Origin of the sequence: Streptomyces sp. NPDC093510 (genome assembly GCF_040683555.1) — a bacterium.
GTDB lineage: Bacteria > Actinomycetota > Actinomycetes > Streptomycetales > Streptomycetaceae > Streptomyces.
In genome coordinates this window covers 49,193-70,910 of the sequence record NZ_JBFBEE010000012.1, presented here as the reverse complement: position 1 = coordinate 70,910, position 21,718 = coordinate 49,193, and the positions used below count along the sequence as shown (strand labels likewise).

At 72.4% G+C, this 21,718-nt stretch carries 24 protein-coding genes and 3 pseudogenes; 15 read left to right on the top strand and 12 right to left on the bottom strand.

Going from position 1 to position 21,718, the window contains the following annotated elements:
- Positions 1-187: 187 nt before the first annotated feature.
- From AB0N81_RS20465 to AB0N81_RS20455, 3 genes and pseudogenes are all read left to right on the top strand, one after another.
- Positions 188-459 (top strand): annotated as a pseudogene (locus AB0N81_RS20465) (pyruvate dehydrogenase (acetyl-transferring), homodimeric type); the annotation flags it as partial.
- Between the two features lie 55 nt (positions 460-514).
- Positions 515-1,219 (top strand): PadR family transcriptional regulator, encoded by a 705-nt coding sequence (locus AB0N81_RS20460; RefSeq protein ID WP_365360192.1) that lies wholly within the window; start codon positions 515-517, stop codon positions 1,217-1,219.
- A 280-nt stretch (positions 1,220-1,499) separates the two neighbouring features.
- Positions 1,500-2,183, top strand: a complete 684-nt coding sequence (locus AB0N81_RS20455; RefSeq protein WP_365360190.1) for a glycerophosphodiester phosphodiesterase family protein — start codon at positions 1,500-1,502, stop codon at positions 2,181-2,183.
- Between the two features lie 21 nt (positions 2,184-2,204).
- On the opposite strand, the gene AB0N81_RS20450 is transcribed toward AB0N81_RS20455, so the two are convergent.
- Positions 2,205-2,756: a GNAT family N-acetyltransferase gene (locus tag AB0N81_RS20450; RefSeq protein ID WP_365360188.1), complete on the bottom strand. Its 552-nt coding sequence runs from the start codon at positions 2,754-2,756 to the stop codon at positions 2,205-2,207.
- A gap of 108 nt (positions 2,757-2,864) precedes the next feature.
- Here AB0N81_RS20450 and AB0N81_RS20445 point away from each other — a divergent pair, with 108 nt between their 5' ends.
- Positions 2,865-3,257 carry a VOC family protein gene (locus AB0N81_RS20445; protein ID WP_365360186.1) on the top strand — a complete coding sequence of 131 codons (393 nt, stop codon included), beginning with the start codon at positions 2,865-2,867 and terminating at the stop codon, positions 3,255-3,257.
- Here AB0N81_RS20445 and AB0N81_RS20440 read toward each other — a convergent pair.
- A complete protein-coding gene (locus AB0N81_RS20440; RefSeq protein WP_365360184.1) occupies positions 3,239-3,454 on the bottom strand; it encodes a hypothetical protein in 216 nt (71 codons plus the stop codon). The genes AB0N81_RS20445 and AB0N81_RS20440 overlap by 19 nt on opposite strands.
- 76 nt (positions 3,455-3,530) lie before the next feature.
- Positions 3,531-3,710, bottom strand: a pseudogene (locus tag AB0N81_RS20435) (carboxylesterase family protein); the annotation flags it as partial.
- Between the two features lie 412 nt (positions 3,711-4,122).
- Here AB0N81_RS20435 and AB0N81_RS20430 point away from each other — a divergent pair.
- The gene (locus AB0N81_RS20430) at positions 4,123-5,463 is read left to right on the top strand and encodes an NAD(P)/FAD-dependent oxidoreductase (protein ID WP_365360182.1); all 1,341 of its coding nucleotides are present in this window, start codon (positions 4,123-4,125) and stop codon (positions 5,461-5,463) included.
- Between the two features lie 23 nt (positions 5,464-5,486).
- Here AB0N81_RS20430 and AB0N81_RS20425 read toward each other — a convergent pair whose 3' ends face one another.
- Both AB0N81_RS20425 and AB0N81_RS20420 read right to left on the bottom strand, forming a co-directional pair.
- Positions 5,487-6,023 (bottom strand): MarR family winged helix-turn-helix transcriptional regulator, encoded by a 537-nt coding sequence (locus tag AB0N81_RS20425; RefSeq protein ID WP_365360180.1) that lies wholly within the window; start codon positions 6,021-6,023, stop codon positions 5,487-5,489.
- A complete protein-coding gene (locus tag AB0N81_RS20420) occupies positions 6,020-7,759 on the bottom strand; it encodes an FUSC family protein (RefSeq protein WP_365360178.1) in 1,740 nt (579 codons plus the stop codon). The genes AB0N81_RS20425 and AB0N81_RS20420 overlap by 4 nt, the downstream gene beginning before the upstream one ends.
- A 173-nt stretch (positions 7,760-7,932) precedes the next feature.
- On the opposite strand from AB0N81_RS20420, the gene AB0N81_RS20415 reads away from it, so the two are divergent.
- Positions 7,933-8,487, top strand: coding sequence for a DUF5134 domain-containing protein (locus AB0N81_RS20415; RefSeq protein WP_365360176.1), 555 nt, complete (start codon positions 7,933-7,935; stop codon positions 8,485-8,487).
- A gap of 155 nt (positions 8,488-8,642) precedes the next feature.
- On the opposite strand, the gene AB0N81_RS20410 is transcribed toward AB0N81_RS20415, so the two are convergent.
- Positions 8,643-9,281 carry an HAD family hydrolase gene (locus tag AB0N81_RS20410; RefSeq protein WP_365360598.1) on the bottom strand — a complete coding sequence of 213 codons (639 nt, stop codon included), beginning with the start codon at positions 9,279-9,281 and terminating at the stop codon, positions 8,643-8,645.
- Between the two features lie 144 nt (positions 9,282-9,425).
- Between AB0N81_RS20410 and AB0N81_RS20405 the strand changes: the two genes are divergently transcribed.
- The 4 genes from AB0N81_RS20405 to AB0N81_RS20390 all read left to right on the top strand — a co-directional run bounded on the left by AB0N81_RS20405 (position 9,426) and on the right by AB0N81_RS20390 (position 12,741).
- Entirely contained in the window at positions 9,426-10,361 is a 936-nt protein-coding gene (locus tag AB0N81_RS20405) for a M56 family metallopeptidase (RefSeq protein ID WP_365360174.1), read from the top strand.
- 79 nt (positions 10,362-10,440) lie between these two features.
- Positions 10,441-11,139 carry a phosphatase PAP2 family protein gene (locus AB0N81_RS20400; RefSeq protein ID WP_365360172.1) on the top strand — a complete coding sequence of 233 codons (699 nt, stop codon included), beginning with the start codon at positions 10,441-10,443 and terminating at the stop codon, positions 11,137-11,139.
- A gap of 75 nt (positions 11,140-11,214) precedes the next feature.
- The gene (locus tag AB0N81_RS20395) at positions 11,215-11,910 is read left to right on the top strand and encodes an HAD family hydrolase (protein WP_365360170.1); all 696 of its coding nucleotides are present in this window, start codon (positions 11,215-11,217) and stop codon (positions 11,908-11,910) included.
- Between the two features lie 174 nt (positions 11,911-12,084).
- A complete protein-coding gene (locus tag AB0N81_RS20390) occupies positions 12,085-12,741 on the top strand; it encodes a helix-turn-helix domain-containing protein (protein ID WP_365360168.1) in 657 nt (218 codons plus the stop codon).
- Here the strand turns inward: AB0N81_RS20390 and AB0N81_RS20385 are convergent.
- Complete coding sequence (locus tag AB0N81_RS20385; protein ID WP_365360166.1) at positions 12,707-14,209, bottom strand: hypothetical protein; 1,503 nt, start codon at positions 14,207-14,209, stop codon at positions 12,707-12,709. The genes AB0N81_RS20390 and AB0N81_RS20385 overlap by 35 nt on opposite strands.
- Before the next feature lie 224 nt (positions 14,210-14,433).
- Here AB0N81_RS20385 and AB0N81_RS20380 point away from each other — a divergent pair, with 224 nt between their 5' ends.
- The 3 genes from AB0N81_RS20380 (at position 14,434) to AB0N81_RS20370 (ending at position 17,115) form a co-directional block, all read left to right on the top strand.
- Positions 14,434-15,057 (top strand): DUF305 domain-containing protein, encoded by a 624-nt coding sequence (locus AB0N81_RS20380; RefSeq protein WP_365360596.1) that lies wholly within the window; start codon positions 14,434-14,436, stop codon positions 15,055-15,057.
- 99 nt (positions 15,058-15,156) lie between these two features.
- Positions 15,157-16,539 (top strand): FAD-dependent oxidoreductase, encoded by a 1,383-nt coding sequence (locus AB0N81_RS20375; RefSeq protein ID WP_365360164.1) that lies wholly within the window; start codon positions 15,157-15,159, stop codon positions 16,537-16,539.
- Between the two features lie 3 nt (positions 16,540-16,542).
- Positions 16,543-17,115: a hypothetical protein gene (locus tag AB0N81_RS20370; protein WP_365360162.1), complete on the top strand. Its 573-nt coding sequence runs from the start codon at positions 16,543-16,545 to the stop codon at positions 17,113-17,115.
- Here AB0N81_RS20370 and AB0N81_RS20365 read toward each other — a convergent pair.
- Positions 17,112-17,474, bottom strand: a complete 363-nt coding sequence (locus AB0N81_RS20365; RefSeq protein WP_365360160.1) for a helix-turn-helix domain-containing protein — start codon at positions 17,472-17,474, stop codon at positions 17,112-17,114. The two genes, AB0N81_RS20370 and AB0N81_RS20365, sit on opposite strands and share 4 nt — an antisense overlap.
- Positions 17,475-17,628: 154 nt before the next feature.
- On the opposite strand from AB0N81_RS20365, the gene AB0N81_RS20360 reads away from it, so the two are divergent.
- Positions 17,629-18,708 carry an NADH:flavin oxidoreductase/NADH oxidase gene (locus AB0N81_RS20360; RefSeq protein WP_365360158.1) on the top strand — a complete coding sequence of 360 codons (1,080 nt, stop codon included), beginning with the start codon at positions 17,629-17,631 and terminating at the stop codon, positions 18,706-18,708.
- A gap of 44 nt (positions 18,709-18,752) precedes the next feature.
- Here AB0N81_RS20360 and AB0N81_RS20355 read toward each other — a convergent pair whose 3' ends face one another.
- The 3 genes from AB0N81_RS20355 to AB0N81_RS20345 all read right to left on the bottom strand — a co-directional run bounded on the left by AB0N81_RS20355 (position 18,753) and on the right by AB0N81_RS20345 (position 21,116).
- Positions 18,753-19,784: a transporter substrate-binding domain-containing protein gene (locus tag AB0N81_RS20355; RefSeq protein ID WP_365360156.1), complete on the bottom strand. Its 1,032-nt coding sequence runs from the start codon at positions 19,782-19,784 to the stop codon at positions 18,753-18,755.
- Between the two features lie 16 nt (positions 19,785-19,800).
- On the bottom strand, positions 19,801-20,520 hold the full coding sequence (locus tag AB0N81_RS20350; RefSeq protein WP_365360154.1) for a hypothetical protein: 720 nt from the start codon (positions 20,518-20,520) through the stop codon (positions 19,801-19,803).
- 212 nt (positions 20,521-20,732) lie between these two features.
- Positions 20,733-21,116 (bottom strand): VOC family protein, encoded by a 384-nt coding sequence (locus tag AB0N81_RS20345; RefSeq protein ID WP_365360152.1) that lies wholly within the window; start codon positions 21,114-21,116, stop codon positions 20,733-20,735.
- Between the two features lie 77 nt (positions 21,117-21,193).
- Here AB0N81_RS20345 and AB0N81_RS20340 point away from each other — a divergent pair, with 77 nt between their 5' ends.
- Complete coding sequence (locus AB0N81_RS20340; protein ID WP_365360594.1) at positions 21,194-21,475, top strand: WhiB family transcriptional regulator; 282 nt, start codon at positions 21,194-21,196, stop codon at positions 21,473-21,475.
- Positions 21,476-21,581: 106 nt separating this feature from the next.
- Here the strand turns inward: AB0N81_RS20340 and AB0N81_RS20335 are convergent.
- A pseudogene (locus AB0N81_RS20335) lies at positions 21,582-21,656 on the bottom strand (hypothetical protein); the annotation flags it as partial.
- Positions 21,657-21,718 lie beyond the last annotated feature (62 nt).

The following is a 21,718-nucleotide window of genomic DNA, read 5'->3' as shown; positions in this document are numbered from 1 at the left end:
GACCTCCCTCCCCGGCTGTTGCGCGGTCCCGCATGAGGAGCAGAGCTCCTCATGCTACGAGGAGGCGCGGGACGGCCCGATCCTCAACGAGGGCGTCACGGAGGCCGGTTCGCTCGCCTCGCCGACCGCGGCGGCCGACCTGCGACGTCGCGAACCCGCCCCGGCGTCCCACGGGACGGCGACCAGCGACCGCGTCCCGCACGTCACACGGGCCCTCGCGGGCGCCCCCGGCCCGGTCGTGGCGGTGAGCGACTGGATGCGGGCTGTGCCCGACCAGATCAGGCGACTGGACCTCCATCGGCACCGACGGCTACGGCCTCTCCGACAGCCGGGAGGACGCCCGCCGCCCCTTCGGCGTGGACGCCCCTCGATCGCGGCGGCCACACTGGCCGCCTTGGCGCGCCGCGGCGACGTCAAGCCGGGACGGTGCGGGGGACCGCCGCGCGCTACGGCAGGTGACTGCCGGTCGGCACGCTCTTGCGCCGGGAGCGTGCCGTTCACTTCAATGCGGCGTATGGCAGCCCGTCGAACGACCCCGCAGCAGCAGGTGGCCACGGACTCCGCCGACGGCGGCGGGCTGCCGCCGACCGCGTGGGCCGTACTCGGGCTGCTCTCCTTCCCCGGGGAACGGACCGGGTACGAACTGAAGAAGTGGGCCGACGCCTCGCTGCGCTTCTTCTACTGGTCGCCCGCCATCAGTCAGATCTACGCCGAGCTGCGCCGCCTCGAAGCGCTCGGATACGCCACGTCGCGGCGCTCGGGACCCGAGGCGCCCCGCACCAAGCGCGCGTACACCATCACCGACGAGGGGCGCGCGGCACTGGCCGCCTGGGCGGGCGGTGGCCGGGACGTGGGCCCGCCCGTGCTCAAGCACCCGCTCCTGCTGCGGGTCTGGCTCGGTCACCTCAGCTCCCCCGAGCAGCTTCGGGCGCTGGTCGCCGCGCACATCGCGCAGACCGAGGCCGAGCTGCGGGAGGTCAGGGCCGCGCTCAGCCGGGCGGACGGCGCGCCGGCGTGGTCCCACCCGCAGGTCGCGCTGCGGTGGAGCGAGCGGCGCCTGGTGTCGGAGGTGGAGCTGGCGGAGGCGATGCTCAGTGACCTCGGTGACCTCGGCGCTCCGGCCGTGGCCGGCGCACCCGGCGGACCGGCCGCGAACGCGTTTCCGGCAGCCGCCGGGCCGTCCGGTCAACCCGTGGAGGACTCGCCCACGCCCGGGTGAAGCGACTCGCCCCGGCCGGGCCCCCGGCGGTAGGACGGGCGGGGTCAGCCGTCCCCGCCCTACGGAGCCCCGCACCCGTGAGCACCCGTGCCGTCCTTGTCGCCGCCCTGATCACCGGACTTCTGCTCGGCATCTCAGGAACCAGAGCGGACGGCTCCACTCACTCGCGTCCACCCGGTTCCCACACCGTGGCGGGCCATTAGGCTGCGACATTGCCGCACGGCTTCATCCGTCCTCGCCGCGCGGTCGCCGAGCCTCCGTCGACGGAAGCGAGTGGATCTTGAACTTCCTCACCATCGGTCATCGCGGGGTCATGGGTGTCGAACCCGAGAACACCCTTCGTTCCTTCGTCGCCGCGCAAGCGGCGGGTCTCGATCTCATCGAGCTGGATCTGCATCTGAGCAAGGACGGCGCCCTCGTCGTCATGCACGACGCCGACGTGGCCCGTACGACCGACGGCAGGGGGCCGATCGCCGAGAAGACCCTCGCCGAACTGCGGGAGCTCGACGCGGGCCGCGGCGAGCGCGTTCCCGTCTTCGAAGAGGTCCTGGACGCGGTGAAGGCGCCGCTGCAGGCCGAGATCAAGGACGTCGCCGCCGCGCGCGCCCTCGCCGAGGTCATGCACCGCCGCGACCTGGTCTCCCGGGTGGAGGTGATCTCCTTCCACGACGAGGCGATCGCCGAGATCGCGCGCCTGGTCCCCGGGGTGCGCACCGCACTCGTCGCCAGCCGCTACGGCACCGACGTCGTGCAGCGCGCCACCGCCGTCGGCGCCACCACGCTCGTCCTCAACATCCGGCGCCTGACGCTGGAGATCGTCGAGCACGCCAGGAAGGCCGACCTGCGGATCATCGGCTGGGTCGTGAACACGCAGGACGATCTGCGTCTCGTACGGGCACTGCAGCTGGACGGGGCGACGACCGACTACCCCGAGATCAAGCGGACGGGCCGCTTCACGGCCTAGGGGTCCGGTGGGGCCTCGGTCTCAGCCGAGGTCCTTGACCAGCAGTTCGAACTGCAGGTCGGCGCGTTGCGGGATGCCGAAGCGCTCGTCGCCGTACGGGAAAGGGGTCATCTTTCCCGTACGGCGGTAGCCGCGCCGCTCGTACCAGGCGATGAGGTCCTCACGGGCGGATATCACGGTCATGTGCATCTCGCGGACGCCCCACGTGCCGTGCGCCGTCCGCTCGGCCTCGGCGATGATCTCCTTGCCGAGGCCCGCGCCCTGGAGGGCCGGGCTCACCGCGAACATCCCGAAGTAGGCGTGGTCGCCGCGGTGCTCCAGCTGGCAGCAGGCGACGAGCTCGCCGTCCCGCTCCACGGCGAGCAGCCGGCTCGCGGGCGACTCGATGACCTCGACGACGCCCTGCGGATCGGTGCGCTGCCCCTCCAGGATGTCCGCCTCGGTGGTCCACCCGGCCCGGCTGGCATCACCGCGGTACGCCGACTCGATCAGCGCGACGAGCGCGTCGACGTCGGCGGTGCCGGCGTCGCGGTAGGTGAGCTCGCCGGAAGTGGGGCGCGGGGCGGTGTCCATGTACCTGACTCTCCAAAATCTTGACGCGAATCCTGGCGCGAATCTTTGCGCGGCATCTGGGGCGCCGTCGAGCCTAACCTCCGGCCGGGGCGGCTAGGGTGCGGCCGCATGGTGCACGTACTGAGCGGCAGGACTCTGCTGCGTCCGACGGATCCGGAACGCTCCCGCGCCTTCTACGGCGAGGACCTGGGGCTCGCCGTTCATCGCGAGTTCGGCACGGGGCCCGAGCGCGGCACCGTCTACTTCCTCGGCGGCGGGTTCCTCGAAGTCTCCGGCCGCTCCGACGCCCCGCCCGCGCCAGGACTGCGGCTGTGGCTCCAGGTCGCGGACGTCCGGGCCGCGCACGAGGAGCTGGCGGGGCGCGGCGTCGAGGTGCTGCGGCCGCCGGTCGAGGAGCCGTGGGGTCTGATCGAGATGTGGATCGCGGATCCGGACGGCGTCAGGATCGTCCTCGTCGAGATCCCGCCCCACCATCCGCTGCGCTACCGCCCCGGGATCTGACGCCCGCCGACGACCGGCGCCGGCACGGGGAAGGTGTGCCGCCGCCAGATCTGGCGGGACGACTCCTCCGGGTAGGGGGAGACCGGTCGGGAGACGGTCGGCCGGGCGTCGAAGAGCTGCACGAGGCGCTGCTCGTCGTCGTACGCGGGCCGGCCCGGGCCCCCGTCGGCGGCGAACGACGTCCATGCGGAGCGCATGCGCGCGGACAGGGCCTCCGCCTCCTCGGAGGGTGCTCTCTGTGCGACGGCCCGGCGGAAGAGCCCTACCGCGGTCCGGGTCGCCGCCGAAGGCCCCGATCTCGCTGCGCACCCACTCCGGGGCGGCGCCCTGGTCGAGCAGGCCACGGTTGGCGAGCGCCCCCTCGATCTGCCCGAAACCCTCGATCTCCACGCGGTAGTTGAACGTCACCATGACGACTGCGCCGTCCCGTGCCAGACGCCCACCGTCGTACTCGGGAAGGCCGGACACGGGGGCGGGGCCGGGATCGGGGTCGGGGCCGGGGTCCTCAGGGTGGCCACTTCGGCATGGACGCGCTGGCCGGGGAAGCCGAGGGGAACGACTGGCTGACGGTCAACGTGACTCGCGCCGCCCGGACACCACGGAGCATCCCGTCGCGCCGGGCGCACTCGCCGGCCATTTACGGTGGCCCGGCCCCGACGGGGCACGTGAGGCCGCGGCGGCGGAAGGGACACCCTCCAGGCGTGTGAAGCACGTCACACGAGCAATCCATCCGGGATGCAGGGGTACAAGGCCACGGGTACGGTCCGCAGAAGATCTTCCACAGCCCTGACTGGCCCGAAGGCCCAGCACCTGACGGGCCCGACAGCCCTGAAGTCGATCTCCAACAGCCCAGGAGAGACATCACATGGCAGCTCCCCGGATCCTCATCGTCGGCGGCGGTTTCGCCGGCATGGAGTGCGCTCACAAGCTGGAGAAGAAGCTCTCGCCGCACGAGGCGGAACTGCGGCTGATCAGTCCAATGGACCACCAGCTGTATCTGCCGCTGCTGCCGCACGTCGCCTCCGGAGTCCTCACCCCACAGTCCGTCGCCGTGCCGCTGCGCCGGATGCTGCGCCGCACCCGGATCGTGCCCGGTGGCGCCGTCGGCATCGATCCCAAGGCCAAGGCCGTGGTCGTGCGGAAGATCAACGGCGAGGAGGTCGTGGAGCGCTACGACTACCTGGTCCTGACCCCCGGCAGCGTCACCCGGCAGTTCGACATCCCCGGCGTCGACAAGCACGCGGTGGGCGTCAAGACGCTCGCCGAGGCCGCCTGGATCCGCGACCACGTCATCTCCCAGCTGGACCTGGCCGCGGCGAGTTCGAGCCGCGAGGAACAGGAGCAGCGGCTCCAGTTCGTGGTGGTCGGCGGCGGATACGCGGGCGTGGAGACGGCCGCGTACCTCCAGCGTCTGACGTGCGCCGCAGTCAAGCGCTATCCGGGTCTGGACGTGTCGCAGATCAAGTGGCACGTGGTGGACGTCGCGCCGAAGCTGATGCCCGAACTGGGCGAGCGGCTCGGCGACAAGGCGATGGAGATCCTCCAGCGCCGGGGCGTGAACGTCTCGCTCGGGGTGTCCGTGGCGAAGGCGACCGAGGACACGGTCACCCTCACCGACGACCGGGTCCTGCCGTGCCGGACGCTGATCTGGACCGCGGGCGTCGCGCCGAGTCCGCTCATCGCCACCCTGGACGCCGAGACGAACCGGGGGCGCCTCGTCGTCAGGCCCGATCTGACGGTCCCCGGCCTCGACGGCGTCTTCGCGCTCGGCGACGCGGCGGCCGTGCCGGACGTCACCAAGGGCGGCGACGCGATCTGCCCGCCGACCGCGCAGCACGCCATGCGCCAGGGCTGGGCCGCCGCCAGAAACATCATCTCGGCGCTGCGCGGCTTCCCGCTCGCCGACTACCGCCACAAGGACATGGGTCTGGTCGTCGACCTGGGCGGCATCCAGGCGGTGTCGAAGCCGCTGGGCGTGCAGCTGACGGGGCTGCCCGCCCAGATCGTGGCGCGCGGCTACCACCTCGGAGCCCTGCGCACCGTGACGGCACGCTTCCGCACGGCCGCCAACTGGGGGCTCAACGCACTCGCGGGCGACGACTACGTACGCACCGGCTTCCAGGCCCAACGGCCCGCCACGCTCAAGGACTTCGAGATGACCGACGCGTATCTGACGCGGGAGGAGATCAGCCGGCGGGTGGCCTGAGCCCGTCGCCGTCGGCCCCCGGCTCAGCCCCGCCGCACGCCCATGCGGCCCTCCAGCTGGGCGAGCAGTTCCCCGAGGAGCCCGCTCAGCCTGCCCTGTCCGGCTCCGTCGAGCACGGACAGCACCACGGTCTCGTACGCGAGCTGTTCCGGCAGGATCGCGTCGACCAGGTCACGCCCCGCCCCGGTCAGACCGACGTGGGCGACCCGGCGGTCCCTCGCGTCGGCGCGCCGCTCGACCAGCTCCCGTTCCTGGAGCTGCTTGAGGCGCTTGGTGACGGCGGCGCCGGAGGAGAAGGTCTCGCGGGCCAGCTCGCCGGGCGTCAGTTCGTGCCCGGTGCGGCGCAACGCCCCGAGCAGGTCGAATTCCGCGCGGGTGAGGCCCGCCCGGCGCAGCGGGGCGTCCTCGGCCTGCTGGAGGAGGGCCGCGCAGCGGTTGATGCGGCCGATGACCTCCATGGGCCCGGTGTCGATGTCCGGTCGCACCGCCTGCCACTGCCGCACCACCGCGGCCACGGTGTCTCCACCGGGGCCGACCGCCGGGCCGTTCTCCGTCGTCATGCTCGTGCGCCCTCCCAGGCGTCGGCGGCTCCCGCGCGGGCCCGCGTCCCCTGACCGTTCTCACCGCACCGGCCACTTGGCCTGCGGACCATCGCCGCGAGCGTACGGTGTCCGGCGCGCTCGGCGGCGAGCACCCGCTGTTCGGGCAGGGCGCGCTGCCACCATTCGCCGGCGGCGGCGTCGGCGGCGGCGCGCAGTTCGACGAGGGCGGCGGTGAGCCGGCGCCGCGCGGGTTCGACTCCGCCGGCCCCCGCGAGACCGGCCTCGGCGTCTTCCCTGGCCCGTTCGGTGGCCTCGATGGCGCGCTCGATGTGGTCGGCGGCGCGCCGGTTGGTGACGAGGACCGCGGCCGCGACGCCGAGCACGGCGCCGACGAGGGTGTCCACGACACGGTCGAGGATCAGTTCACCGGGCTGCTGGAGGCGTGCGAACTCGGTGACGAGCAGCGCCATCGGCGTCACGCACACGCTGCCGAGCCAGTAGTTGCGGGTGATCAGCGCCTCCGCCCCGAAGGCGAGGGCGAGGCAGCTCACGACGAGCTCGACGTGGCCGAGGTGGGCGAACGGCGCGATGGCGGCGAAGGCGAGCACGCCGATGAGGTTGCCGACGACGCGCTGCACGCCCCGGTTCCAGGTGAGGGTGACGTTGGCCTGGTAGAGGGAGGCCGCGGTGACCAGCGCCCAGTAGGGGCGGCCGATGCCGAGCGCGAGCGAGGCGTATCCGGCGAGGGCGCAGCCGACGGCGGTGCGCAGCGCGATGGGCAGCAGCGGGGAGCCGGGGGCGAGCCGCCGCCACAGCGAGACCTTCGGCCCGGCCAGGTCGGCGTCCAGACCGAGGAGTTCGTCCTCCTCCGCGGGGTGTACGCGGCCGGGGCGCGGGACGGCGCCCGTGCCGCGCAGCCCGGCCGCCCAGGAACGCAGCGCGGCGGGGTCGGCCGCGGCGGGCTCGGCGGGCTCGGCGAGGGCTTCCTCGGCTCGGACGGCGAGGCGGGACAGGGCGCGCCGGGCCGCCGTGGTCCGGGCGCCGGTGGCGAGCAGTGACTGCCAGGCGGCGTGCACGGCTCCGGCTGCGGCGGCGCGGGCCCGCTCGGCGCCGGGTCCGTCGGCGTCGGCGCTCGCGGCCTCCACGTAGGCGGCGGTGGCGTGCAGGGCGCGCGCGGTGGCCCGGCGCTCGGGGCCGTGCGGCCGCACCAGGGCGGGCGCCATGCCGACCAGCCAGGCCGTGGCGCCGCCGGCGAGGGTCAGCGCGAGGTGGCCCGGGACCTGGCCGAGGGTCTGCGGCGCGAAGAGGGTCGCCGAGCTGATGAAGGTGAAGATCAGGTGCCCGGGCGGCCCGACGCGGGTCGCGTCGCAGAGCGTCTTCTGCGCGGCGGCGAGCAGCGCGCCGACCGCGACGAGGATCACGGCGGAGCCGGTCAGTGAGGCGGTGACCAGGGCGACGGTGACGCTCGCGAACATTCCGGCGACGACCCCGGCCAGGACGCGCGCGCGGGCGGCGTAGGGGAGGTTGTGGGTGTACAGGGCGCAGAACGAGCCGGCCATCGTGTACATCACCAGGTCGAGCCGCCCGAGGGCGAGCAGCGTCAGGTTCGGTATCGCGGTGGCCACGACCACGCTGGTCGCGGGCTTGAACCAGATGTCGGACGGCTTGCCGGGACGCAGCACACCGGCGAGCGGGAGGCGGCGGGCGCGGGCGGGGCGGGGGGACGGGTGCGGGGACGGAGGGGTGCTGCTCATACCCAGAAGGTTAGCAAGTGTTTTACTCGCAAACGATTGCTTGCGAGCGATCCGGTTTCCAGTGCGCCCGCCCGGCTGCTCCCCCGCGCTCCCCTTGCACCCCCGTGCGCTCGCGTACGGCCCCGCCGCCCCGGGCATCGACCCATCGTCACCGTCTACAGGGGGAGGGTGCGGTGCACGGACCGGCACAGGCCGCCTGGCTGCTCGTCGCGCTGTGCGCGGCGACCGGGGCCTACTGTCTGCTGCGGATGCGCAGCCGGATCGAGGAACAGCGCCGCACGGCCGGCGGCGAGGCGCTGATGGGGTTCGGGATGGCGGCGATGGCCGTGCCCGCCGCCGTGGTGGCACCGCCGCGCTGGGCGTGGCTGGTCTACGCCGCGGTGTTCGGCGGGGCCGCGCTGCAAACCGTGTGGGCGGCCCGCGCGAACCGCCACCACCTCCACCATCTGGTCGGCGCGTCCGCCATGGTCTACATGTCGGTGGCAATGGCCACGGCGCCCGGCGCGCACGCGGGGCACGGCGGCACCGGCGTCCCGCTGCTCACCGGCGCGCTCCTGCTCTACTTCGCCGGGTACGTCCTGTGGTCGGGCGCGCGGCTGGCCCCCCGGGCGGTCTCGTCGGTGGCGGGCGGTCCCCCCGTGCTGGGGTGGGCGGACCGCTCCGAGGTGGCGCTGGCGTGCCGGCTGTCGATGGGGATCGGGATGGTGGCGATGCTGCTGACGCTGTAGGCGCGTCCTCGGGGGCGCTGTGGGCGCGTGCGGCGGGGGGGGGCCGCGTGGGCGCGTGCGGCGGGAGGCCGCGTGAGCGCGTGCGGCGGGAGACCGCGTGAGCGCGTGCCGGGACGGGGGTGGCGTGGCTCGGCGCCCTCGCCCGCGAGGTCGCCTCAGTTCCCGATCAGCGCGGTCAGGGCGGTGAGGCCGTCGACCTGCCAGTCCGCCGTGTCGGCGACGGCCGGATCGCCCGCCCAGTAGTGCCCCCAGGGTCCGCGTCGGATATGTGCCGCGCGCAGCCCGGCCCGCTTGGCGGGGAACACGTCGTGGGCGGGGTGGTCGCCAACGTAGAGCGTCTCGTGGGGTGCGGCCTGGGCCACTTCGAGGACCCTGGTGAAGAAGGCGGGGTCCGGCTTCGCCACGCCCCACTCGCCCGAGGTGACGATGAGGTCGGCGGGCAGGTCGAGGCCGCGCAGGAGCTCCGCGGCGCGCGGCGTCCCGTTCCCCGCGACGACGACGCGGACGCCCAGCTTCTGGAGACCGCCGAGCGCGGGCCGCACGTCCGCGTAGAGGTCGGCCTCGCTCAGGTGCTCGCCCCGGCCCGCCGTCTCCCGCGCGTGACAGGCGGAGGCGATGTCCATGTCCGGGCTGACGAGCCGCAGCGCGTCGGCACTGTCCCCTCCCTGGGCCGCGACGGCGCCGACGAGCGCGGAGAGGGTGTGGCGCGGCACCTGCAGCCAGTCCGCCCAGGATGCCCAGTAGCGGTCGTCTTTGGTGAGGGTCTCCCCCACGTCGAACACGATGGTCTCGATCACCGTCCGCACACTAACGCCGTACCGGCTCCCGGCCCGTGGTCGTCACTCGTACGTGAGATACACCCGTGTCGGCCGTGGCGTGCGTCACTTGGGGTGGCTGCCCATACCCCCGGGTGGTCCGACCCTCATAGGCTGGGCGCCATGATGGTCCCCGTCGCGCTGTTGCTGCTGGGCGCCCTGACCGCTGTCGTCGCCCCCCGGATGCTCGCGCGGGCGGACTGGCCGGAGCGCGAACCCGTGGTCGCGCTGTGGGCCTGGCAGTGCGTGGTGGCCGGTGTCCTGCTCTGCTGTGCGCTCTCGATGACGTTGAGCGCCGCCGCCGCGTGGCAGGCCGTGCGCGGCCATGTCTTCGCCCCCGCGCCGCACGGCGTGGTCGAGGCCTACGCCCTCCAGGCGCCCGGCCCTTGGGCCGCGGCGACCGCCGTGGCGCTGGCGAGCGGGGGCGTGTGGACCGCCGTCATGCTGACCCGGGAGATCGCCCGGGCGCGGGCAAGGCGAGCCGGCCGGCGGGCCGAACTCCTCGTGCGCTCACCGCTGTTGCCCGGCGAGGAACCGGCGGGCAACCGTCTCGTCGTCCTGGAGGGTGAGCGCCCCGACGCCTGGTGGCTGCCGGGCCAGGCGCCCCAACTCGTCATCACCACGGCCGCGTTGCGCCGCCTGAAGGGCCGTCAGCTCGATGCGGTGCTGGCGCACGAGCAGGGCCACGCGCAGGCCAGGCACGACTGGCTGCTGTACTGCTCGGGCGCGCTGGCCATCGGTTTTCCGCAGGTCCGGGTCTTCGCGGCGTTCCGTGACGAGATGCACCGACTGGTGGAGCTCGCCGCCGACGACGTGGCGTCGCGCCGCTTCGGCCGGCTGACGATCGCCCTCGCGCTGGTCGAACTCAACGAGGACCGCGGGGTGTTCGGCCCCTGCCCCACCCATCACGCGCACGTCCCGCAGCGTGTGCACCGGCTCCTCTCCGCCCGCCCCCGCCTCACCGCGGGACGCAGGCTCCGCCTGACGGCGACGGCGGCGCTCGTGCCGGTGATCCCCGTCCTGGTCACCTTCGTACCGGGCCTGCGCGCCCTGGGCTAGGGCCTGTGCCGAAGCCGGGGGCGCGCCCGGGGACGCCCCGGGATGGTTTCCGGCCCGCTTCGTCGGCGAGGATCAGTTCATGCACCCCGCGCCCACCGACTCCCCGACCCGACCGCCCGGCCCCCGTGCCGCCCGCACCGCCGCGGCCCTCTGCGTGCCGTCGCTCCTGCTGCTGCTCCTCGTCGCGTGGGAGTGGCGGCCCCTCCTCTCCCTCGACGACGACATCGCGCGCACCACGCACCGCTGGGCGGTGGACGGAGACGGCGCCACGCGGGTCAGCCGCGTCCTCACCGACTGGGTGTGGGACCCGTGGACGATGCGCGCGCTGGTCGCGGTGGTCGTGATCTGGCTCGCGGCACGCGGGGCGTGGTGGCTCGCGCTCTGGATCACCGGCACGTGCGTGGTCGGCGCGGCGGTGCAGCAGGGGCTCAAGGCGGCGGTCGGCCGGCCGCGCCCGGTGTGGCCGGACCCGGTGGACTCCGCGCACTATGCGGCGTTCCCCTCGGGGCACGCGATGACGGCGGCGATCGTCTGCGGCCTGCTCCTGTGGCTGCTGCGCGTGTACGGTGCGGGCGCCGCCCTGTGGCGTGCGGGGCTGGCCCTCGCCGCGGTCTCCGTCGCCGGGGTCGGCCTGACCCGGATCTGGCTCGGTGTGCACTGGCCGTCGGACGTCGTGGGCGGTTGGCTGCTCGGTGCCCTGATGGTGGCCCTGGCCGTCACGACCTACGCGTACGGCCCCGGCAGGCGCACCGCCGACGGACCAACCACGTCGACATGACCACGTCGGCATGACCGCTTCGACATGACCGCTTCGACATGACCGAACGGCAACCGGCTTCGGAGGATTCTGACCATGGCGATCAAGGGCGTGCTCTTCGACTTCTCCGGGACCCTGTTCCGGATCGAGTCGGCCGAGGCCTGGCTGGGGGCCGCGCTCACCGAGCTCGCGGTGACGCTGCCGGACGCGGAGTCGGGGCCGACCGCCGCGGCGCTGGAGAGGGCGGGCGCGCTGCCCGGCGGGGCGCATCCCGTCGCCGTGCCGGGGCACCTCGCCGAGTTGTGGGCCGTCCGCGACCGGAGCGCGGAGCTGCACCGCGCCGCGTTCACGGGTCTCGCCCGGGAGGTGCCGCTGCCCGATCCGCGGCTGTACGACGCGCTGTACGACCGGCACATGGCCCCTCCGGCGTGGCGGCCCTACGCCGACGCCGCCGAGGTCCTCGCCGGGCTGCGGGAGCGGGGCATCGGCGTCGCGGTGGTCAGCAACATCGGCTGGGACCTGCGGCCCGTGTTCCGCACGCACGGACTCGACCCGTACGTCGACGCGTACGTCCTGTCGTACGAGCACGAGATCCAGAAGCCCGACACGCGCCTCTTCGCGCTGGCCTGTGAGGCGCTCGGCGTCGATCCGCGGGACACCCTGATGGTGGGCGACGACCGGGCGGCCGACGGCGGCGCGGCCCAGCTGGGATGCGCGGTGCACTTCGTCGACCATCTGCCGGTGGAGCGCCGTCCGGACGCCCTGCGGTCCGTGCTCGACCTGATCGGGTGAGGGGTCCCGCGCCCGACGCCGCGGCGGCTGCGCATACGCCTGTGGGCAGGCAACACTCCCCCGCGGTGCTGCCTGCCCCAGGCTCCAGCGACCCGCGCGGAGTCTCGCTCGAGACGCCGCCCCGGGACGCACTGAGTATATTGGCTCGGAGCCAGTCAACGCAGGAGTTACAGGATGTCCCCGCGTAGCCCATCGGTCAATGAAGAATTGCGCAGACGTTCCCGGGAACGTCTGCTGCAGGCGACGGTGGAACTGGTCGGCGAGCGGGGCTACGAGGCCACGACGCTCGGACACATCGCCGGGCGGGCGGGCGCCGCCCGCGGACTGGTGTCGTACTACTTCCCCGGCAAGCGCCAGCTGCTGCAGTCAGCGGTGCACCGCCTGATGCACCGCACGCTGGAGACGGCGCTGGAGCGCGAGCCGCGCGCCGAGGACGGCCACGAGCGGATGGCCCGGGCCGTCGACGCGATCCTGGGTCTCGCCCGCGACGAACCGCTGCTCATGCGCACGCACATGGCAGGCATTCTCCAGGCGGAGGGGTTCGTGCAGTGCCCCGAGCAGCAGCGTCTCGCGGAGCTGCTGCGCGACACCGTCGTGCGCTACGGCTCGCAGGACGTCGACCGGGACTACCCGCTGCTGCGGGCGCTCCTGATGGGCGCGGTCTTCGCGCTGCTCATCCCGGGGGCGCCGATGCCGCTGGCGACGCTGCGGGCCGAGCTGTTCCAGCGGTACGGCCTCGACTGGGAGCTCGGGGTCCCGCCGGACGGCACACCGCCCGACGGGGCCTCCGGTCACCTCAGTCGAAGTAGTCGGGCTGCGTCTGGACGTTGAGCTCGGACAGACGGACCCGCTGCCCGGGGTCGGTCCGCTTGTCGTTGATCTTCAGGACGTCGAGGCCCTTGGCGATGTCGTTCGAGTAGATCCGGCCGTTGTAGTAGTACGCCGACCAGGAACCGGCGGTGGTGATCTTGTCGGTGGTGTGCGGGCCGCGCTCGAAGTAGCCGATCTCCTTGGGCTTCATGGAGTTGGTGAAGTCCCATACGGAGACACCGCCCTGGTACCAGGCCTGGACCATGAGGTCCTTGCCCCTGACCGGGATCAGTGAGCCGTTGTGGGCCACGCAGTTCTCGGTGTCGGCCTGGTGGCGGGGGATCTTGAAGTAGCTCTTGAAGACCAGCTTGCGCTTGTCGCCCTTGCCCCGGACCTCGTAGATGCCGTTGGCGCCGCGCGTGGGGCCGGTGGCCGCGTTGCAGGTGGCGCCGGAGCCGCCGCCGAGCTCGTCGGTGAAGACGACCTTGTCCGCCTTCTGGTTGAAGGTCGCCGAGTGCCAGAACGCGAAGTTGGTGTTGTCCTGGACCTGGTCGATGATCCTCGGGTTCTCCGGATCCTTGATGGAGAACAGGATGCCGTCGCCCATGCAGGCGCCCGCGGCCAGATCCTTGGAGGGCAGCACGGTGATGTCGTGGCAGCCGGTGGTCTTGGAGACGCCCGGGTTGGTGGGCCCGCCCGGGTTGCCGCCGCCGTCGGGTCCCTCACCGGGGAAGAGGACGGGGAAGTTCACGATCGCGGCCTTCTGCGGGGCCTTGCGCGGCACCTTGATGATCGAGATGCCGTCGTGCGGCGGCTTGCAGTCCGGGAACGTCGCGTTCGGGGAGTACGAGGAGACGTACACGTAGACGTCCCTGCGCTCCGGCACCAGCGTGTGCGTGTGCGAGCCACAGGCGGTCTCGACGGAGGAGACGTACTTCGGGTTCGACTTGTCGCTGATGTCGAAGATCTTCATGCCCTCCCAGGAGGACTTCTCCGTCGCGGGCTGCGTGGTGCTGTTGCAGGAGTCGTCGCTGCGCGAGGAGTCCGTGGACAGGAAGAGCAGGTCGCCGGAGATGGAGACGTCGTTCTGCGATCCCGGGCACAGGACCTGCGAAACCGTTCTGGGGGCCTTCGGGTTGCTGATGTCGTAGATGCGGAAGCCGTCGTAGTTGCCGGCGAAGGCGTACTTGCCCTGGAACGCGATGTCCGTGTTCGTGCCGGGCAGCGCGTCCTTGGGGATGTTGGCCACGTGCTCGATGTTGTCCGAGTGGACGACCTCGTCGGGCGCGGGTATCTCCCCGCGTTCGATGGCCTCCCGGGTCTCGGCGGCGTCGCTCTTGGAGACGCTCTTCGGGGCGGTGGGGGTGTCACCGGGGTCGGGGATCGCCCCCGCGGGTGTGGCGGTGAGCAGTGCGGCCAGCAGCCCGACTGCCGCCGCTCCGACTCCCAGCTGTCTGCGCCGAGTTCGGGAATTGTTCAACAGGGTCACTGCGTCCTCCCTTGTCGCCGTTCGCAGTCGAACGGTTCACGGACACCCGCAGTATCGTGCTCGTCATGCTCAGATCAATAGGGGGCAGCGGCCTTGTAACCGGGCTCGTCATGAGCGTTTACGGTCACACATGCTCATCCGCGTGCTAGGACGGACCCCAACACGCCCGTTTGTCACAGGAGGTCACTGTGCTCAACCGCCGTACGTCCGCCGTCACCGTCCTCATGGCCGCCGCGGTTCTCGTGCTCGCAGGGTGTGACTCCGACGCGGGGGGCGAGGGCGGGTCGGATGCGGCGCGCAAGGCGTCACCGGAGCCGTCGGTGATCGCGCCGGGCAGGCCGGGCGAGACCGCGGCGACCATGTCCGCGAAGGACGCCGCGAAGCAGAGAACCGATGACGACTCCCCCAACACGGCCGACTTCACCTACACGCAGATGATGATCGTGCACCACGGCCAGGCCCTGAAGATGACCGAACTCGCCCCGAAGCGGGCGGAGTCGAGCCGAGTCAAGCGGCTCGCGGACCGCATCAGCGCCGCGCAGCGGCCGGAGATCGGCGCCATGAAGGGCTGGCTGAAGAGCCACGGGGGCCCGCGCGAGCACGCGGGGCACGACCACGCGACGATGCCCGGCATGGCCGACGACGAGCAGATGGCGCAACTGCGCGCGGCGAAGGGCAGGGCCTTCGACGAACTCTTCCTGAAGCTGATGATCACGCACCACAGCGGCGCGGTCACCATGGCCACGGATGTGCTCTCCGACGGCAACAACATCCAGGTCGAGGAGATGGCGAACGACGTCGTGGCCCAGCAGTCGAGCGAGATCAGCAGGATGCGGGACATGAGGTGAGGCGGGGAGCCGGGACTTCCGGCGCGGGCCCTGACATCGCGCGGCGCTCGGTGCGATCCTGAAACCGTCCCGGGCGTGCCTCGCGGAAGGAGCACCACAGTGCTGCAGGTCGCCGTCGTCGGTTCGGGCCCCAGCGGGGTGTACGCCGCACAGTCCCTCGTCCAGCAGGACCGCGTGCCGGACGTGCGGGTCGACGTGCTGGACCGGCTCCCCTGCCCGTACGGCCTGGTGCGTTACGGAGTCGCGCCGGACCACGAGAAGATCAAGTCCCTGCAGAACAACCTCCGCGCGGTCCTCGAACACGAGCGGGTGCGCTTCCTCGGCTCCGTCGAGATCGGCCCCGGCACCCTCCTCCCCGACCGGCTGCTCGACCTCTACCACGCGGTGGTCTACTGCGTCGGCGCGGCGACGGACCGCAGGCTCGGAGTGCCCGGCGAGGACCTGCCGGGCAGCTACTCGGCGACCGAGTTCGTCTCCTGGTACAGCGCGCATCCGGACGCGCTGACCGACGGGTACGCGCAGGACGGCTTCGTGCGGGACGTGGAGTCCGCCGTCGTCATCGGCGTCGGCAACGTCGCGGTGGACGTCGCCCGCATGCTGGTCCGCGGCGCCGCCGAACTGCTCCCCACCGACATGCCGGACGCGGCGCTCGGCGTGCTCGCGGGCAGCGGGGTGCGCGAGGTGTCCATGGTGGGGCGGCGCGGGCCCTCGCAGGCGCGGTTCACCACCAAGGAACTGCGGGAGCTCGGCGCGCTCCCGGACACCGACGTCGTCGTGGACCCGGCGGAGCTGGCGCTTGACCCCGCGTACATCGACCCGTCCGGGCTGCCCGCCGCGAGCCGCCGCAACGTGGAGGTGCTGCGCGGCTGGGCCGAGCGCCCCGCGCAGGGCCTGGCCCGGCGGCTCAGGCTGCGCTTCTTCCTGCGGCCGGTCTCCCTGACGGCGGGGGCGGCGGGCCGCGTCGCCCTGACGCGGTTCGAGCGCACACTGCCCGACGGGCGGGGCGGGGTGACGGGTTCCGGACAGTACGAGGACATCCCCGCGGAACTGGTGCTGCGCTCGGTCGGCTACCGCGGAGTGCCTCTGGAGGGGCTGCCGTTCGACGCGGAGCGGGGCACGGTGCCGCATGCGGCGGGCAGGGTGTTGCGGAATGGCGTGCCGTCGCCGGGCGAGTACGTGGCGGGGTGGATCAAGCGTGGCCCGACCGGCGTCATCGGCACGAACCGCCCGTGCTCCAAGGAGACGGTCCAGTCCCTCCTGGACGACGCCTCCGCCCTCGAACGGAGGCCGCTCCAGGAGGACCCGCTGACGGCTCTGCGGGCGGCGGGCCTGCGTCCGGTCGAGTGGCCCGGCTGGCTGGCCATCGAAAGCGCCGAGGCCGAGCTCGGCCGCTCCCTCGGCCGGGGCGTGGTGAAGATCCCGGACTGGGCGGGGCTGCGCGCGGCGGCGGAGCGGGTGCGGGACCAGGAGATGCGGGGCTAGGGGGTGGACGAGGGGCTGGCGGCGGTGGTCGCCGGGGGTGCGGGGCTCCTCGGGGCGGTGCTCGGCGCCTGGCTGGGCGGGCGGGCGGCGACGGAAGGCACGCGGCTGGGGGCGACGATCGCGGCCGCGGAGTCGCACGCGCTCTGGGTGCGCCAGGAGCGTACGAAGGCGTACGACCAGGTGTGCACCGCCTACTCGGCCATCGGTGTGAGCCTCTATCCGGTCTACGCCGCCGTCTGCCGGGGCGAGCTGCCCAGTGCCGAGCAGGAGGAAGCGGCGCTCCGGGCGGTGGGCGAACTCGCGGGCAGCTGCTCGGGGACCGTGTCGTTCCTGGGCACGCCGGTCATCGCGGACGCCGCGCAGGGCGTGGTCGACCGGTGCGACCGGTTCGAGATGGAGCTGCGGCCGTTCCTGGCCGGCCTGCGGGCCGGCACGCTGCCGGTCACCGAGGAGTCCTTCGGTGACCGGCTCCACCCGCACATCGACGCCCTGCGAGGCGCCCGGAACACACTGACGGACGAATTCCGGGGCGTACTGCTGCAGGAGGACACCGACGCCGGAACGGGCGGCGGTTAACCCCGCTCCTCCTGACGGGCCGCCGCGGCCAGGATGCTGTCGAGCAGGCCCGGGAAGAGTGCGTCAAGGTCGTCGCGGCGCAGCACGTTCAGCTTGGCCGTGCCGCGGTAGATCTGCCGGATCACGCCGCTCTCGCGCAGCACCCGGAAGTGGTGCGTGCAGGTGGACTTGGTGACGGGCAGCTCGAAGTACGAGCAGGAGAGCCCGGCGGCCCCCTCCTCCCGTGCCAGCTCCCGCACCACCCGCATCCGCATCGGGTCGGCGAGGGCGTGCAGCACGCCTTCGAGGCGGACCTCCTCGGGCTCGGGGTGGGCGAGCGTCCTGCTGCTCGCGCTGCCTGTCGCGGCGGCGGTCGTCATGGCGGCTCCACTTCGTCCTGTGCGCCCCGGGCATCTGGCCCCCGGGCGATCCCTGGACGCCATTGTACGAGAGCCGTCGTAGTTTGACATCCTCCGTACTACGAGGTCTATCGTACGAGGAGCAGACACCAGCCCCGACGAATGGGAGCCCGCCGTGAGCGCGCTGTTCGAGCCCTACACCCTGCGATCGCTGACCATCCCGAACCGGGTCTGGATGCCCCCGATGTGCCAGTACTCGGCAGCGCCCACCGGCGCGGAGGCCGGAGCGCCGCGGGACTGGCACTTCGCGCACTACGCGGCGCGCGCCACCGGCGGCACCGGCCTGATCATCGTGGAGGCCACTGCGGTCAGCGCCGAGGGCCGCATCAGCCCGTACGACCTGGGGATCTGGAACGACACCCAGGCCGAGGCCTTCCGCCGCGTCACCGACTTCCTGAAGAGCCAGGGCACCGTCCCGGCGATCCAGCTCGCCCACGCGGGCCGCAAGGCGTCCACCGACCGGCCCTGGAAGGGCGGCGCCCCGGTGGGACCGGACCGGTACGGCTGGCAGCCGGTCGCCCCCAGTCCGGTCGCCTTCGACGAGCGGCACCCCGTGCCGGCCGAGCTCACCGTCGAGGAGATCCGCGAGATCGTGGCGCAGTTCGCCGACGCGGCGCGGCGCTCGCTGGACGCCGGCTTCGAGATCGCCGAGCTCCACGGCGCCCACGGCTATCTGATCGGCGAGTTCCTCTCCCCGCACAGCAACAAGCGCACCGACGCGTACGGCGGCTCGTACGAGAACCGCACGCGCTTCGCGCTGGAGGTCGTCGACGCCGTACGGGCCGTGTGGCCCGAGGACAAACCGCTGTTCTTCCGCATCTCCGCCACCGACTGGCTGGAGGAGGACGGCTGGACGCCGGACGACACGGTCCGCTTCGCCACCGACCTCAAGGAGCACGGCATCGACCTGCTCGACGTCTCCACCGGCGGCAACGCGGCGGGCGTCAAGATCCCCGTCGGACCCGGCTACCAGGTGCCCCTCGCCGCACGGGTGAAGGCCGAGACGGAGCTCGCGGTCGCCGCGGTCGGCCTGATCACCGAGGTGGAGCAGGCCGAGAAGATCCTCGCCAACGGCGAGGCGGACGCGGTCCTGCTGGGCCGGGAACTGCTGCGCGACCCCTCGTGGGCGCGGCGCGCGGGGCGTGAACTCGGCGCCGACGTGCACGTGCCGGACCAGTACCACCGGTCCGTCTGAGGGCAGGGACGGGACGCGGGGGCACGGCTGTTGTCATCGGCAGCCTATGCGCCCCCGCACGACGTCTCGGCGAGGGCCTCGAACTCGTCGTCGGTCGGCTTGTACTGCTGCTCGTAGCCCGCGACGCGCTCGGTGATGTCGGAGAAGTGGGCCTGGAAGGCGAGCACCCACTGGGTGTCGAGGAAGCGCTTGAGGGCGCTGTTCAGCCTGCGGCAGTCCGCCTCGTGGCCCTCGCGCAGACCGATCCCGTAGAACTGCAGCTTCTTGACGGTGATGTTGCGCACCACCTTCACGTCGTCCTTGTACCGCGGGTCCTGCGCGAACCCCTCAAGGATGATCTTGTCGGTCCAGACGGCGTCGAAGTTGCCCCTCCTCAGCTCCTTCACGCAGGTCTTGTAGCTGTTGCGGAACTCCGCCACCACGTTCGGGCCCAGCGCGTCGCGCACCGACTTCTTCGCCTTGTCGTCCTGCTCGCTCTCGGGGTCGCCGGTGGAGCCGCGCACGCTGCAGACCCGCTTGCCGTCGACGTCCGCCAGCCTTGCGATGCCCTTCTCCTCCTCACGGACGAGCACGCCCTGGTAGGTCTTGAGGTAGGGGGCGGTGAAGTCGACCTTCTTGTCGCGGGGCGCCGTGATGGAGTACGTGGCCACCACCAGGTCCATGCTGCGCTCGCGCAGCACCTTCTCGCGGTTGCGCGACTGGACGTCCCAGTCCGCAGCCTTGAAGTCGAGGTCCGTACTGAGGAACTGCACCAACTGCGCCTCGAAACCAGCGAAGTCGTCATCCTCCTCACTGCGCGTGCTGAAGCCCGGCTGCCCCTTCTTCACCGCGATGTTGAGCGTCTCCTTGTCGAAGAGGGACGCCTGGGTGTCGCCGGGCGAGCCGCCGGTGCGGGACGGCGACGCGGCGCCGGACCCATCGTCGGACCCGCCACCGCCGCAGGCGGCGAGCAGGGCCAGCGCCAGCAGGCACGTGACGGCCGACCGGACGCGTAACGCGGGGCGGGACGACGGGCGGGACACGGACCGGGACGACGGACGAGTCCCGGGGCGGGGCGACGGCGTTCTGCCGGGCATGAGCAATCTCCTTGGGCTACCGGCGGTACTCCGCCTTCTCCAGCGTCAGCTCGACCCGGCAGTCCGTGCCGCCGACGAGCTGGATGTCGACCGACACCTCGGGTCCGGGGTCGTGGAGCGTGAGGGTCGTACTGAGCGTCTCCTCCAGGTCGACGGGCGCCTTGGCCTCGACGTCCTTTCCCTGGAACCTCAGCTTGCCCATGCGCAGACACGGCGAAGCACCCGCCGCACTGTCCCGTGCCGTGAACGACACCCTCAACTCGCCGTTGCCATCCGGCCGCGCCTGGACGTCGAGCCTCACCGTCGCTCCCGCGCCGACGCTGCCGCCCGTCAGGCGCGCGTCATCCGTGACGTCGTCGGGCCGCGCCGCGAGGGCCCACCACAGGACGCTTCCGATGACGGCCGCCGTGGTGAACGCCGCGAGGAACGCCAGCAGATGGTGCGTCACTTCCTTGCGCTCGTCCCGACGCGCGTAGAGCGTCATGGCCGATACGTACGCGATGAATCCGCCGCCCGCGACGGTGAGCGCGGTCGCCGAGTCCCCGATGACCGCGATGGCGACGAGGATGAGCATCAGGAGAAGGTGCACGGTGAACAGCACCGTGAAGTAGCGCCTGCCCTCGGGGTCCGGCGCCTGCCCGGTCCGGCCGTCCGGCTCGTCCGGGCCGCTCTGCCCGGCCGCGCCTTCCTGGGCGGGCCCACCGCCCGGCGGAACGGGCTTCGACTGTGCGACCAAGTGGCGCCCTCCCCCCTCCCACCCGAGCGGTACGTGTGGACGGAAAGAATGCCACAGGGAGTGAAGCGGGGGCATCAACTTACGGACACGTGGGGCGTGCTGGTTTCAGAGGCGCTGGTTTCAGGGGCGCTGGTTTCAGGGGCGCTGGTTTCAGGGGCCGTCCGTGCGCTGCTGTGCCCCTTGGGGGGGGCGGAGCCATGAGCCGAGAAGGCTCACTCGGGGATCGCGGCCAGCGTGAAGGAGTGCCCGGCCGGATCGGAGTAGGTGCGGGTGTCCCGGGGGCCGTTGTTGTCCTTCGTGTCCACGGGCCGCGCGCCGAGACCGACCGCCTCGCGCTCCGCCTCGTCCATGTCGCTCCGCGCCACCAGGATCCTCAGGTGCGCCTGCTGCGAGTCCTCCGGACGGGGCCAGCTCGGCGGGATGTAGTCACGCTCCCTGTGCACGGCCAGGCAGACCCCGCTCTCATGGGTGACCTCTACGTAGTCGGGGTCTTTGCTCAACCGGACCTCGGCGCCCAGCAGTCCTGCGTAGAACTCGGCGAGCCGCTCGGGTTCCGAACAGTCCAGTACGAGCACGGCGTTCTTGTCGACGGTCATGGCGACCGGGTCCCCCACGCCGTTCCGCCCAAACGGCCTGCGGTTTCCGGGCTTTGGCCATGGGCACCCGCGCGGGCATGAAGTGGTTGGAGAGGGCTGCCTGTACAGAAGAGGACCCGGAACTGTTCTTCCCCGTCGGTACGACGGGGCCCGCGGCACGGGACACCGCCGCCGCCAAAGAGGTCTGCGCCCACTGCGAGGTGAGAGTGCAGTGCCTCGCGTGGGCGCTCAAGGCCGGGGAGGCCGCGGGCGTCTGGGGCGGGACCTGCGCGGAGGAGCGGGCGGCCCTGCGGAGAAGGACGCTGTGGGCGAGGTCGACGCGGTCGGCGCGGGCCGCGGCGAGGTCACGGTGCCGGTGACCAATTTCGCACAGGTGGCCTCGTACCGCGGGTGAGGCTCAGCCGTGCGTGCGTCGCTCCGTTTGGACCCGATGTTGCCCGACCCCTTCAGCTCATGAGAGGTCAACCTGCCGCCGTCCCGGGGGACTTCGTCGGGCTCGCGGTGCTCCACGACGGTCCCTAGGGGTCCGTCTGCCGTCATGGGCGCCCGGCACCCCGGAAGGATTGTCAGACCCGTCACCTACTGTGATCGACATGGAAAGC